We start from the raw sequence: 13598 nt of genomic DNA, 5'->3' as shown, positions 1-13598 counted from the left end.
CGTGTCGAAACCTCGGTTGGCCGGGGTTGGGTGGTGAGCACCTCGGGGTGGTTTGGGGGCAGTAGTGTCTCGTCGGGCTTCGACTCGGGTCCTCGCGCTTGGCGCTCGGTCCCGGCTCAACCATCCAGGGGGGGTGGCGTTTTCGGTGGTTGAGCCGATGAGGAGCGTAGCGACGAGGCGTGTCGAAACCTCGGTTGGCCGGGGTTGGGTGGTGAGCACCTCGGGGGTGGGTTGGGGGCAGTAGTGTCTCGTCGGGTTTCGACTCGGGTCCTCGCGCTTGGCGCTCGGTCCCGGCTCAACCATCCAGGGGGGTGGCGTTTTCGGTGGTTGAGCCGATGAGGAGCGTAGCGACGAGGCGTGTCGAAACCTCGGTTGGCCGACTCTCCCTGGGTAACCCGGTCAGTCGGGCAACTCCGATGCGGCGGGGCGATCGAGGAACCAGACGGTCTCGGTGGTGCCATGCGCGCCCGCACACGGCCAGTCGGTGGCAGCCGCACCGGAGTGGGCTGCGGCGACGGCCTCGGCCTTGTCGGCACCGGCGACCAGGAACCACACCGATGTCGACCGGTTCACCACCGGCAGGGTGAGGGTGATCCGACGCAGCGGGGGCTTTGGTGAATCCTCCACCGCCACAACGGTCTTCCTCTCCTCGGCGGTCGCCGCGGTGTGCGGGAAGAGCGAATTGATGTGACCCTCGCCGCCCATCCCGAGCAGGTGCAGATCGAAAGCCGGTGACGTGCCGTCTCCGGCGGCGGCGAGCACCGCGGCGTAGGCGTCCGCCGCCGCGGCGATGTCGTCGCCGAAGTCTCCGTCCGACGGGGCCATCGGATGCACGCGAGCCGGATCCACCGGCACCTTCGACAGCAATGCGTCGACGGCCTGCCCGTGGTTGCGTTCGGGATCGTGGGCGGGGACGAAACGATCGTCACCCCAATAGATGTCGACGTTCGACCAGTCGACGTCACCGCTGTCGGTGGCCAGCGCGGCGAGGATCGCGATGCCGTTGGAGCCCCCGGTGAGCACCACCGAGGCGCTGCCCCGCTCACGCTGGGCGGTGGTGATCAGGTCGACGAAGCGGTGCGCGGCAGTGTCGACGAGGGTCTGCTTGTCCTCGAACACCAGGGTCTCGACGGTCACGACGCCGCACCTTCCTCGGCCATCTGCACCGCGCCACGCAGGGCCAGCTCGTAGATCTCATCGGTGTCCAGGCGTCGCAGTTCTTCGGCCAGGCACACCGGCAGATCGCGATGCATCATCGCGACCTTGCCGTCCGGTTTGTCGGGTACCGAGATCACCGCGTTGCCGTTCTGGTCGATCGACAGCACGGTCGGTCCCTCGGGACGGTGCATCCGCACCTCGAAGCTCCCGATCTGTCGGCTCGTCGGCACCTCGAGGGTGCCGCGCAGCCATCCGGCGAGCAGATCGATGCCGGGGGAGTGGGCCGGGCCGGTCACGTCGACCGCGGTGATGGCGCTGTGCGGCGGACGGTCGATCGCCGACGCGAGCAGGGCACGCCAGTGGGTGATCTGCGTCCATGCGATGTCGGTGTCGCCGGGGCTGTAGGTGGCCAGCCGCCGTTCCAGCACGGTGTCGGGATGTGCGGACTTGCTCGCGTCGAGGATGCGACGCTTGCCGATGCGGCCCATCGGATCCGCAGACGGATTCTCCGGCGCGGCACCGGGCCACCAGACGACGATCGGGCAGTCCGGCAGCAGGAACGGGGTGACCACGCTGTGCGGCTGGTCGGCGAGCGGGCCCTGCATCGTCAGGATCACCACCTCAGACGCGCCCGCGTCACCGCCGACCCGTACCTGCGCGTCGAGTCGGGACTCGCCCTTGCGGCTGCCCGAGGCCAACACGATCACGCGGCTCGGATGCTCGCTGCTGGCGCCGATCGCTGCCTCGATCGCGGCCTCGGTGGGTTCACCGCGGTCGGCGACGACGACGAGGGTCAGCACCCGGCCGAGGCTGACGGCGCCGCCGGCCTCCCGGAGCTCGACCATCTTCTTGGCGACGGCATTGGTGGAGGTCTCGGGAAGGTCGACGATCATCGCTGTCCTCTCGGGCGGGGAATGCGGTGGTCACACTCGGAACTGTGGACGGTCACGGACGCCGCCACGTACGGCCGGTTCGGGCCATCATGTCGTCGGCCGACTTGGGGCCCCATGTGCCGGACTCGTAGGTGTCGGGCTTTCCCTCCGCCGCCCAGCGCTCGAGCACCGGGTCGAGGATCTTCCACGACAACTCGACCTCGGCGTTCACCGGGAAGAGCGAGGGCTCTCCGAGCAGCACGTCGAGGATGAGGCGCTCATAGGCCTCCGGGGACGCCTCGGTGAACGCGGTGCCGTAGCTGAAGTCCATGTTGACGTCGCGGACCTCCATGCTCGACGCCGGCACCTTGGAACCGAACCGCAAGGTGATGCCCTCGTCCGGCTGAACCCGGATGACCAGCGCGTTCTGTGACAGCTCCTCGGTCATCGTCTTGTCGAAGGGCAGGTGCGGTGCGCGTTTGAACACCAGTGCGATCTCGGTGACCCGACGACCCAGCCGCTTGCCGGTACGGAGATAGAACGGCACCCCGGCCCAGCGACGAGAATCCACCTCGAGGGCGATCGCCGCATAGGTCTCGGTGGTGGAATCCTGAGCGAACCCCTCCTCGTCGAGCAACCCGGGCACCTGTTCGCTGCCCTGCCAGCCCGGGCCGTACTGGCCGCGGGCGGTGTTCTCGTCGAGCGGGAGGATGTTGGTGGTCGCCGACAGCACCTTGATCTTCTCGGCCTGCAACTGCTTGGGCTCGAAGGAGATCGGCTCCTCCATCGCCACCAGGGCCATCAGCTGTAGCAGGTGGTTCTGGATGACGTCGCGGGCGGCACCGATCCCGTCGTAGTACCCGGCACGACCACCCAACCCGATGTCCTCGGCCATCGTGATCTGCACGTGGTCGACGTAGTGTGAGCTCCACAGCGGGTCGAACAGCTGGTTCGCGAACCGCAGCGCCAGGATGTTCTGGACGGTCTCCTTGCCCAGGTAGTGGTCGATGCGGAACACCGACGACTCCGGAAACACCGCGTTCACGATCGAGTTGAGTTCCTTGGCCGACTCGAGGTCGTGACCGAACGGCTTCTCGATCACCACCCGGCGCCAGTGGTCCTCGGACTCGGTGGCCAGGCCGCTGCGCTGCAACTGTTCACAGACCGTGGGGAAGGCCTTCGGCGGGATCGACAGGTAGAAGGCGTGATTGCCGTCGGTACCGCGCGCCGCGTCCAGGTCGACGAGGGTCTTCTTCAACCGGAGGAAAGCATCGTCGTCGTCGAAGGACCCCTGGACGAACCGGAATCCCTCGGACAATCGCTCCCACACCTCTTCACGAAATCCGGTGCGGGCGTGCTGACGGACCGCGTCGTGGACGATGGAGGCGAAATCCTCGTCCTCCCAGTCCCGTCGGGCGAACCCGACGAGGGCGAACGACGGCGGCAGCAGCCCCCGGTTGGCGAGATCGTAGACCGCAGGCATCAGCTTCTTGCGGGCGAGGTCGCCGGTGACCCCGAAGATGACCAGACTGCACGGACCTGCGATCCGCGGGAGCCGCTTGTCACGGCGATCGCGGAGCGGATTCTTCCAGGTCTCGGAGGTGCTGCCGCCCACGCGATCAGCCCTGCTTCGCCGCGTCGAGCTGTGCGGTGGTGGCGTCGAGGAGCTCGTTCCAGGCGTCGGCGAACTTGCTGACGCCCTCGTCCTCGAGGACGGTGAACACGTCGTCGAAGTCGACACCGGCGGCGGCGACCGCGAGGAAGACCTCCTGCGACTCCTGTGCCTGGCCGACGATCGAGTCGGTGTTGACCCAGCCATGGTCGGCGAAGGCGTCCATGGTCTTGCCGGGCATGGTGTTGACGGTGTTCGGCGCCACCAGCTCACTGACGTACAGCGTGTCCGCGTAGTCGGGGTTCTTGGTGCCGGTCGACGCCCACAGCGCACGCTGCGGATTGCCGTTCAGCTTCGCGAAGCGCTCGCCGGTCTCGAAGATCTCCTGGTAGGCGGCGTAGGCGAGGCGGGCATTCGCCAGGGCGGCCTTGCCGCGTAGGGCCAGGGCGGCGTCGGAGCCGATGGCCTCGAGGCGCTTGTCGATCTCGGTGTCCACGCGAGAGACGAAGAACGAGGCCACCGAGTGGATCGTGGACACGTCGTGACCGGCCGCGGCGGCGGCCTCGATGCCGGCGAGGTAGGCGTCCATCACTCCGCGGTAGCGCTCCACCGAGAAGATCAGGGTGACGTTGACGCTGATGCCCTCGGCGAGCACGCGGGTGATCGCGGGCAGACCGGCCTTGGTGGCCGGGATCTTGATCAGCAGGTTGGGGCGATCCACGATCTTCCACAGTTCGATCGCCTGCTCGACGGTGTCGTCGGTCTCGTGTGCCAGCCGCGGATCGACCTCGATCGACACGCGGCCGTCGACGCCGTTGCTGGCGGCGTACACGGGTGCGAGGACGTCGCATGCCGAGCGCACGTCGTCGGTGGTGATGGTCCGGATGGTGCTGTCGACGTCGGCGTCGCGGGCGGCGAGCTCGTTGATCTGCGCATCGTAGGTGCGGGTCTTGGAGATCGACGCCTGGAAGATCGACGGGTTGGTGGTCACACCGACCACCGACTTGGTGTCGATCACTTCCTGGAGACCACCGGAGGTGATCAGGTCACGCGACAGGTCGTCCAACCACACCGAGACTCCGGCGGCGGACAATTCGGCGAGTTTCTCGTTCTGGGTCACGGTTCTCTCCTGATGTTCTCGCCACCGCATCGGGTTGGGCGGCGACGACGATATGGGGACGGACGTGTGTGTGAAGTTGTGGTGCGGTCCCGGGCCGGCGGACGGATCTCGTCGCCGGCCCGGGACCTGCGGGGCCGGCTAGGCTCCGGTGACTCGCTCGGCGGCGGCGACGACGGCCTCGGCGGTCAGGCCGAACTTCTCGAACAGCACCTTGTAGTCGGCGGATGCGCCGAAGTGCTCGAGCGAGATGATCGCGCCGGTGTCGCCGACGATCCGGTACCACGGCATCGCGACGCCGGCCTCGACGGAGACCTTCGGCAACGACGGCGGCAGCACCGAGTCGCGGTAGGACTGCGGCTGCTCGAAGAACCACTCGAAGCACGGCATCGACACGACCCGGGCGGCGATTCCCTTGTCGGCGAGTGCGGCCTGCGCCTCGACGGCGATCTGCACTTCCGAGCCGGTGCCGATCAGCACCACCTGGGCGTCACCCTCGGGCTCGCTCAGCACGTACGCACCCGCGGCGACGCCCTCGTAAGAGGTGCCCTCGAGCACCGGCACACCCTGCCGGGTGAGGCACAGGCCCACCGGATGATCGCGGCGGGTCAGCAGGTGACGCCAGGCGTGGGCGGTCTCGTTGGCGTCGGCCGGCCGCACCACGTCGAGGTTCGGGATGGTGCGGAGGGCGGCGAGATGCTCCACCGGCTGATGGGTCGGGCCATCCTCGCCCAGGCCGATCGAGTCGTGGGTCCAGACGTAGATCGGGTCGATCTCCATCAGCGCGGCCAGACGCACCGCCGGACGCATGTAGTCGGCGAACTGCAGGAAGGTGCCGCCGTAGGCGCGGGTCGGTCCGTGCAGGGCGATACCCGACAGGATCGAGCCCATCGCGTGCTCGCGGATACCGAAGTGCAGGGTGCGGCCGTAGGGGTTGGCGGTCCAGGTGTCGGTGGAGATCGACGCCGGTCCGAAGGAGTCCGCACCGTCCATGGTGGTGTTGTTGGACCCGGCGAGGTCGGCCGAGCCACCCCAGAGTTCGGGCAGGATCGGGGCGAGTGCCGAGAGCACCTTGCCCGATGCGGCGCGGGTGGCGAGGGCCTTGCTCCCGGCCTCCCAGGTCGGCAGTGCATCGGCCCAGCCGGCGGGCAGCTCGTGGGCGGTCAACCGGTCGAAGAGGGCCTTGCGCTCGGGGTTGGCCTCGGCCCAGGCGTCGAACCCGGCCTGCCACTCCTGATGGGCCTCCACGCCGCGGTCGACCAGCTTGCGGGTGTGACCGATCACCGCGTCGGAGACCTCGAACTCCTTCTCCGGGTCGAAGCCGAGGACCTTCTTGGTCGCGGCGACCTCGTCGGCGCCGAGCGCCGAGCCGTGGATGCCGCCGGTGTTCATCTTCTTGGGAGCCGGGAAACCGATGATGGTGCGCAGCACGATCAGCGACGGGCGGTCGGTGACCGCACGTGCCTCGGCGATCGCGGCCTCGATGGCGGTGACGTTCTCACCGCCGTCGACGTGTACGACGTGCCAACCGTAGGCCTCGTAGCGCTTGGCGGTGTCCTCGCTGAGGGCGATCTTGGTGTCGTCCTCGATCGAGATGTGGTTCTTGTCGTAGAAGACGATCAGGTTGCCCAGTTCCTGGGTGCCGGCCAGCGACGACGCCTCGGAGGTGACGCCCTCCTCGATGTCACCGTCGGAGGCGATGACGTAGATGGTGTGGTCGAACGGGCTGGTGCCGGGGGCGGCATCCGGATCGAACAGGCCGCGCTCGTAGCGGGCGGCGTAGGCCATGCCGACCGCCGACGCGAGTCCCTGGCCGAGCGGGCCGGTGGTGATCTCGACACCCTTGGTGTGGCGGTACTCGGGGTGGCCGGGGGTCAGCGAACCCCAGGTGCGCAGAGCCTCGATGTCACCGAGCTCGAGGCCGAAACCGCCGAGGTAGAGCTGGATGTACTGGGTGAGGCTCGAGTGGCCACACGACAGGACGAAGCGGTCGCGGCCGACCCACTCGGGATCGGAGGGATCGTGGCGCATCACCCGCTGGTAGAGGGTGTAGGCCAGGGGAGCGAGGCTCATCGCCGTTCCCGGGTGGCCGCTGCCGCACCGCTGCACGGCGTCGGCAGCGAGGATGCGCACGGTGTCCACCGCACGGGTGTCGACCTCGCTCCAGTCGTCGGGGTGAACCGCCGTGGTGAGTTCGCGGATCTGATCTGTGTCGGCCACTGTCCTGCAGTCTCCTGTGCCTATTCGGGTGCGGGTTGCTGGTGGTGTGATCGCACGACGGTGCGGAGCGGTTCGGGCGACGCCGACCGCCGTGGTCCGTGCGGATGGTGGATCGACGTCGACGAAGTTCCGGGCGCATCGACCCGGGGCTCCGGTGGACGTCGGAGGGACCTCACGTGTCCCAGAGTAATGGCCAGGGTCCCTGCCGGTCACGCGGGCGGTTCCACCGATGTTGCAATCGTCGACTCGGGCGGGCGTGCGGCCCCCGCGATTCTCGGATCGCGAGGGCCACGGTCTACCATGCTGTGTAGTAGCCGCGGCACGCTGTTCAATCGGTTCTGTCAACTGCCTGGACGTGTCGCCGGCCCCGGGTCAGCGGCCGTCGGTAGTCCACCGACCGGCACAGCCAAGGCGCGCGGGTCGCAACGGCCGGGCAGGCGAGGAGTCGACGTGAGGATTGGGGAACGTGTGAGTGGAGAGGGCGCCGCAGCCTCCCGGCACACCCCCAGCCCCGAGAGTGTGGCGCCCGATCCGGGCCCGCAGTCGGTGGCCGCCCGTATCCGGGGGACCGTGCTGGCCTACATTGCGCTGACCAAGCCCCGGGTGATCGAGCTGTTGCTGGTGGCGACCATCCCGGTGATGCTGCAGGCCGATCGCGGTCACGTCGACATCGGCGTCATCCTGTTCACCCTGCTCGGCGGCTGGCTCGGAGCCGGCAGCGCCAACACGCTGAACATGGTCGTCGACGCCGACATCGACAAGAAGATGCGGCGGACCGCTCGGCGGCCGCTGGCCCGTCAGGCCGTGACGACCGGCCATGCGCTGATCTTCGGCTTGCTGCTGTGGGTCGCATCGTTCCTGGTGCTGTTCTTCGCCGCGAACCTGCTCAGCGCCCTGCTGGTGACCGTCACGATCGGTTTCTACGTCGGCGTCTACACGATGATCCTCAAGCGCCGGACCTGGCAGAACGTGGTCTGGGGAGGCGCGGCGGGCTGCATGCCGACCCTGGTCGGCTGGGCCGCGGTGACCGGTTCCCTGAGCTGGCAGCCGGTGGTGCTGTTCCTCGTCATCTTCTTCTGGACACCGCCGCACACCTGGGCCCTGGCCATGCGGTACCGCGAGGACTACCGCGCGGCCGGTGTACCGATGCTGCCGGTGATCGCCTCCGACGAGCGCGTCACCCGGCAGATGCTCTTCTACACCTGGGCGACGGTCATCGCATCGCTGGTGCTGGTGCCCGCCGCGAGCTGGATCTACGCCGCGGTCGCGGTGCTCGCCGGTGGCTGGTTCGTCGAGCGCGTCACCAAGCTCTACCGTGACACCCGCAACGGCGCCGAGGTGGCGCCGCTGAAGATCTTCCTGCAGTCCAACGAGTACCTCGCGCTCCTGTTCTGCGGCCTGGCGATCGACGCGGTGGTCAACCTGCCGACCATCGCCTCCCTGTTCTGATCTGACACGAGCGTCTCGACGACAGCGGCCGCCGGTTCACTCCGGCGGCCGCTGTCGTCGAGACGTGGGTCTGGTGTGCGCGCGAGTCCCTCAGTTCGGGACGAGCACCGTCGACCCGGTGGTGGCGCGCGACTCCAGGTCGGCGTGTGCCTGCCCGGCATCGGCCAGGCGGTAACGCTGGCCCACCCGGACATCGAGGCCATCGGCCACGGCGCCGAGATACTCCGATGCCCGCCAGACGAGCTCGTCGTGGTCGACGATGAAGTGTGCGAGCGTCGGTCGGGTCACCGACAACGACCCCTCGCTGTTGAGACGCTGCAGATCGAACGGCGGAACCGGGCCACTGGCCGCACCGAACAGCACCACCGTGCCGCGCAGGCCGGTGGCCGCCAGCGACTGGTCGAAGGTGGCCGCACCGACACCGTCGTAGGTGACCCGCACGCCCCTGCCGTCGGTGTGCTCGCGCACCTGGGCTACCAGGTCGTCGCCGTATCGCAGGACGTGGTCGGCGCCGGCGGCCGTGGACAACTCCGCCTTGGCGTCGGTGGACACCGTCGTGATCACCCGGATGCCCCTGCGCGTGGCCAGCTGGGTGAGGATCAGTCCCACCCCACCCGCGCCCGCGTGGACCAGGACGGTGTCGCCGGCGACGGGGTGGGCGCTGCCGTCGAGCAGATAGTGCGCGGTCAGGCCCCGCAGCATCGAACTCCCTGCGACCTCGTCGGAGACACCGTCGGGGACGGCCACGGCGCGGTCGGCGGGCACCGCGACGAGTTCGGCGTAGGAGCCGTTGGTGTCGCACCAGCAGACCCGGTCGCCGGGCGCGAATGTGGTGACCTCGGCGCCCACCGAGACCACCTCACCGGCGCCTTCGGTGCCGGGAACGTATGGGGGATGCGACGGGTACAGACCCCGCCGCAGGTATGTGTCGATGAAGTTGACGCCCACCGCGCCGGTCCGGATCAGCAATTCGTCGGGACCGGGAATCGGGTCGTCGATGGTGCCGTAGCCGAGGACGTCGGGTCCGCCGTGTCGGGTTACCTGGACAGCGTGCATGTCCCTGTTCTACACGGCCGGCCACCCGCGGCGGGACCCGGTCGGGGTGGGTGTGGCAGGGGTGGTGTCGCCTCGGCGGGGCTAGGGGATCTGTGCCGCGGGAGTGACCGGCGGTTCGACCGACCAGGGGAAGTTGATCCACTTGTCGGTGCTGCGCCAGCAGTAGTCGGGAACGGTGATGGTGTGCGGCTTGCGGTAGATCACCGCATTGCGCACCTCGGCCACCCGGCCCTGCTGCTCACAGAACTCGTCGACGAGGGCGAGTGTCCTACCGGTGTCGGCGACGTCGTCGACGACGAGCACCTTCTGGTCGTGCAGGCCGCTGCTCTCCAGCAGGGACGGCAGCATCACCGGTTCGGCGAGGGTCTCGCCGATGCCGGTGTAGAAGGCGACGTTGAGCGAGATCATCAGCTTGCAGTCGAGGGCGTAGGCGATGGCACCGGCCGGGATGAGGCCGCCGCGGGCGATACCGAGGATGATGTCGGGGACGAAGCCGTCGTCGGCGACCTGCTGGGCCAGCTCACGGCACGCCCGGCCGTTCATCTCCCACGTGAGGATCTCGCGTTCGGAAAGAGGGGGTGCTTCCATGCGACCACTGTGCCAACTCCGGCGCCCGCACGCCGACTCGAGTGGCATATCCGTGCCGGACGCGGTGCCGCCGGTGCCGTGACCTCGGTCTCGCATACGGCCGCGATCGGCCCCTCTGCCTGCGGTGTCGACGAGCGGCGCCGGTATGCTCGGGAACCATGAGCAGCCAGCCCGACACCCAGACCACCGAGGCCGCGCCCGCGCCGGTTGCCGTGCCGCGTGATGTGGTCGCCTCGATCGAGAAGTTCGTCAGCCGTGAGGGCGGATCGGCCACCGCCGTGTTGCAGCCGATCGGCGCGGCCGGTGTCCGGATCACGCTGGTGGGTGAGAAGGGCGGAATCTTGGGCGACCGTGTGGTGGCCGACGAGGCGACAGCCCAGGCCGTGGTGGACGCCGTCGCCGGGGTCGAGGTGGGCGAGTGGGACCGCGACCTTGTGTCGACGGTGGACGTGAAGCCGAGCCACTACAAGCAGATGGCCGGGTGGGTCGCCGGTCAGAAGCGCTTCCCGAAGCCGCGCAACCGCGCGATCCTCTAGCTTCCCGCTTCCCGGCGGTCGAGAAGAACGACACGACCCACAGATGGAGCAGGGCGCCCACTCGCAGCGAGTGGGCGCCCTGCTCCTTCTGTCGTGGGGTCTCCTCAGGCGTCGGCCGGTGCGAGGTTGCCCGCGTCGCGCGGCGCTCGCTCGCTGAGCCCGAACCACAGCACCAGCCAGGTCGCGCCGATCAGAAGCAGACCGCTGCCGAGCATGTGCAGCAGGACCAGCAGGATCGGCAGGTCGGTGAAGTACTGGACCATGCCGATGATCCCCTGCAGTAGGAGCAGTCCGAAGAAGGTCAGTGCGGCTCGCGACTGCGGCATCTGCAGCACCCGGGTGAGGACGAGGATCGCGATCGCCACACCGATCAGCACGAACACCGCGTCGGCGTGCAGCTGGGTGGTCTGGGACGGGGTGAGCCCGTTGCGTGGTGCCTCGGTGTCGCCGGCGTGCGGACCCGAACCGGTCACCACGGTGCCCAGATAGATCGCCACCCAGGTGAGTCCGTAGGCAAGCCACGACAGTGCCCGGCCCAGGCGCGGGAGGGCGCCGGTCGGCCCGAGTTCACGCGGATACGGGCTGGTCCGGAAGACCAGCACGGTGGCACCGGAGACCAGCACCATCGACAGCACGAAATGCAGGGAGACGACCCACGGGTTGAGGTCGGTGAGGACCGTGATGCCGCCGATCACGCCCTGGAACGGGATGCCGAGGGCGATCAGGGTGATCAGGGTGCGGTCGCGCCGCGTCGACTCGGCGCGCCGCCACACCGCGATCCACGTCGCGATGGCGACGACGACCAACACCCAGGTGAGCATGCGATTGCCGAACTCGATCGCGCCGTGATAGCCGAGGGCCTGATGCGGCACGAACGAGGAGTCGGTGCACTGCGGCCAGGTGGGGCAGCCGAGTCCGGAGCCGGTCAGCCGGACCGCACCGCCGGTGACGACGATGCCCACGTTCGCGACCAGGTTCGCGATGGTCCAGCGGTGGACGAACCGGGCGGTGGGCCGACCGAACCCCGGGATTCGGGAGAACCGGCCGGGGTCGGCCGGCAGGGTACCGGTCACCGGGCGCCCGGCGCCCGTCTTCTCGGACGTCGTCATTGGAATCGGAACCACCTCACAGCGAGCGAACCGCCGATGGCGGCCCAGATGAGCAACACGACCACCCCGACGACGTCGAATCCGCCGTGGGTCGCCTGTTCGAGAGTCTCGGTCAGCGCGCCCGAGGGGATGCAGCGGGCGACCCACCACACCGCGTCGGGCACCCGGTCCTGCATCACCGTGATGCTGCCGATACCGACCATCGCGAACCAGAGCAGGTTGGCCAGCGCCAGGACCACCTCGGCCTTGAGGGTGCCGCCGAGCAGCAGTCCCAGCGTCGCGAAGGTCACGGTGCCGATCGCGATGGCGATCGCACCGAGCAGTAGCCCGAGCAGTCCTGGACGCCAGCCGAAGCATGCGCCGATCCCGCCGATGATCAGCGATTGCAGGATCACGACGATCACCACGGCGAGGGATTTGCCCGCGATGATGCCCCAGCGGGGGATGGGTGTGGCACCGAGTCGCTTGAGGGCGCCGTAACGTCGGTCGAAGCCGACCGCGATGGCCTGCCCGGTGAATGCGGTGGACATCACCGCGACGGTCATGATCGCCGGCACGAAGGTGGCGGCGCGTTCGGCGGTCGTGGAGCCGAGGCTGGTGTCCAGTGGGAGCAGACACAGACCGATCAGCAGGGTGATCGGGATGAACATGGTGAGCAGCAGCTGTTCGCCGTTGCGGAGCAGCAGCCGCAGTTCGAGGCGGGTCTGTGCGGCGAGCATCGCCGGCAGGGGTGCCGGTGCGGGCCGTGGGGTGAAGGTGCCGGGCGGAAACCGGGGTGTGGTCGGTTCGGGTGCGTCGCGGTCGGTGACGGCGGTCATCGCAGGGCCCTTCCGGTCAGATCGAGGAACACGTCCTCGAGACTGCGGGTCTCCACGCGCAGATCGGTGGCCAGGACGTTGATCTTGGCACACCATGCGGTGACGGTCGCCGGGATCTGCGGGACGATCGGGCCCGCCACCAGGTAGCTGCCGGGGTTGGGCTCCGAACACAGGTATCCCTCGGGCAACGCCAGGCGCAGCAGGGACAGGTCGAGCCCACGGGGGGCGGTGAAGCGCAGTTCGTTCTCCGCACCGCGGCTGGTCAGGTCGGCAGGGGTGCCGTCGGCGACCACCCGGCCACGGTCGATGATCACGACGTGGTCGGCGAGTTCCTCGGCCTCGTCCATCAGGTGGGTGGTCAGCAGTACCGACACACCGTCGCCGCGGAGGCGATCGATGATCTCCCACACCACCAGCCGCGCGTGGGCGTCGAGTCCGGCGGTCGGTTCGTCGAGGAACACCATCTCGGGGCGTCCGACGATCGCGCAGGCCAGCGACAGGCGCTGCTGTTGGCCGCCGGACAGCCGCCGGAACGGGGTGCGCGCGGCGTCGACCAGGCCGAGGGCGTCGAGCAGCCAGTCCGGGTCGAGTGGGTCGGCGGAATAGGCGGCACACAGTCGCAGCATCTCCTCGGCGCGAGCGCCGGGGTAGGCGCCACCGCCCTGCAGCATCACACCGATCCGTCGGCGGAGTTCGTCGTTGTCGCGGCGCGGGTCGAGTCCGAGGACACGGACGACACCGTCGTCGGCGGACTGGAATCCCTCACAGATCTCGACGGTTGTGGTCTTGCCGGCACCGTTGGGTCCGAGGAGTGCCAGCAGCGATCCGGGGGCGAGTTCGAGATCGAGGCCGTCCACGGCGGTTCGGTCACCGAAGCGCTTGACCAGGCCCGCCACACGCAGCGCGGGCTCCGATTCCCGCCGTGGCGCACCGGCGGGGGTGCGCGCGGCCGAGGAGCCGCCGGGGTGACGATCGGTCATCGGACCGTCGCTGGACGGCGGGGAGGTCGCGCTACGCACACCCGTCAGAGTATTCCCTGCGCTCGTGCAAGCGAAAACGCCGC

General features: G+C 68.8%; 12 protein-coding genes. 2 read left to right on the top strand and 10 right to left on the bottom strand.

What is annotated here, in order from left to right:
- Window positions 1–399 precede the first annotated feature (399 nt).
- The 5 genes from pgl to tkt all read right to left on the bottom strand — a co-directional run bounded on the left by pgl (window position 400) and on the right by tkt (window position 6979).
- On the bottom strand, window positions 400–1137 hold the full coding sequence (gene pgl / locus ACWDUA_RS02610) for a 6-phosphogluconolactonase (protein WP_449749451.1): 738 nt from the start codon (window positions 1135–1137) through the stop codon (window positions 400–402).
- The gene (locus tag ACWDUA_RS02605; protein ID WP_449749450.1) at window positions 1134–2051 is read right to left on the bottom strand and encodes a glucose-6-phosphate dehydrogenase assembly protein OpcA; all 918 of its coding nucleotides are present in this window, start codon (window positions 2049–2051) and stop codon (window positions 1134–1136) included. Before ACWDUA_RS02605 ends, pgl begins: the two co-directional genes overlap by 4 nt.
- A 52-nt stretch (window positions 2052–2103) precedes the next feature.
- A complete protein-coding gene (gene zwf / locus ACWDUA_RS02600; protein ID WP_020792246.1) occupies window positions 2104–3645 on the bottom strand; it encodes a glucose-6-phosphate dehydrogenase in 1542 nt (513 codons plus the stop codon).
- 4 nt (window positions 3646–3649) lie between these two features.
- On the bottom strand, window positions 3650–4762 hold the full coding sequence (gene tal, locus ACWDUA_RS02595) for a transaldolase (RefSeq protein ID WP_020792245.1): 1113 nt from the start codon (window positions 4760–4762) through the stop codon (window positions 3650–3652).
- A gap of 138 nt (window positions 4763–4900) precedes the next feature.
- Window positions 4901–6979, bottom strand: a complete 2079-nt coding sequence (gene tkt, locus ACWDUA_RS02590; RefSeq protein ID WP_449749449.1) for a transketolase — start codon at window positions 6977–6979, stop codon at window positions 4901–4903.
- Between the two features lie 468 nt (window positions 6980–7447).
- On the opposite strand from tkt, the gene ACWDUA_RS02585 reads away from it, so the two are divergent.
- The gene (locus ACWDUA_RS02585; RefSeq protein WP_449749448.1) at window positions 7448–8428 is read left to right on the top strand and encodes a heme o synthase; all 981 of its coding nucleotides are present in this window, start codon (window positions 7448–7450) and stop codon (window positions 8426–8428) included.
- Between the two features lie 90 nt (window positions 8429–8518).
- Here ACWDUA_RS02585 and ACWDUA_RS02580 read toward each other — a convergent pair whose 3' ends face one another.
- Entirely contained in the window at window positions 8519–9484 is a 966-nt protein-coding gene (locus ACWDUA_RS02580) for a quinone oxidoreductase family protein (protein WP_449749447.1), read from the bottom strand.
- Between the two features lie 81 nt (window positions 9485–9565).
- A complete protein-coding gene (locus ACWDUA_RS02575; protein WP_449749446.1) occupies window positions 9566–10072 on the bottom strand; it encodes a phosphoribosyltransferase in 507 nt (168 codons plus the stop codon).
- A 158-nt stretch (window positions 10073–10230) separates the two neighbouring features.
- On the opposite strand from ACWDUA_RS02575, the gene ACWDUA_RS02570 reads away from it, so the two are divergent.
- Window positions 10231–10608, top strand: coding sequence for a hypothetical protein (locus tag ACWDUA_RS02570; RefSeq protein WP_449749445.1), 378 nt, complete (start codon window positions 10231–10233; stop codon window positions 10606–10608).
- 104 nt (window positions 10609–10712) lie between these two features.
- Here the strand turns inward: ACWDUA_RS02570 and ACWDUA_RS02565 are convergent, their stop codons facing one another.
- Genes ACWDUA_RS02565 through ACWDUA_RS02555 form a run of 3 tightly spaced genes read right to left on the bottom strand, consistent with a single transcriptional unit; the run spans window position 10713 to window position 13515 of the window.
- Entirely contained in the window at window positions 10713–11717 is a 1005-nt protein-coding gene (locus tag ACWDUA_RS02565) for a COX15/CtaA family protein (protein WP_449749444.1), read from the bottom strand.
- Window positions 11714–12535 (bottom strand): ABC transporter permease, encoded by an 822-nt coding sequence (locus ACWDUA_RS02560; protein WP_449749443.1) that lies wholly within the window; start codon window positions 12533–12535, stop codon window positions 11714–11716. Before ACWDUA_RS02560 ends, ACWDUA_RS02565 begins: the two co-directional genes overlap by 4 nt.
- Window positions 12532–13515 carry an ABC transporter ATP-binding protein gene (locus ACWDUA_RS02555; protein WP_449749697.1) on the bottom strand — a complete coding sequence of 328 codons (984 nt, stop codon included), beginning with the start codon at window positions 13513–13515 and terminating at the stop codon, window positions 12532–12534. Before ACWDUA_RS02555 ends, ACWDUA_RS02560 begins: the two co-directional genes overlap by 4 nt.
- Between the last annotated feature and the right edge of the window lie 83 nt (window positions 13516–13598).

This window comes from Gordonia sp. NPDC003376 (assembly GCF_053589235.1).
The sequence above is the reverse complement of the archived record's forward strand: the minus strand, read 5'-3'. Positions and strand labels throughout refer to the sequence as shown.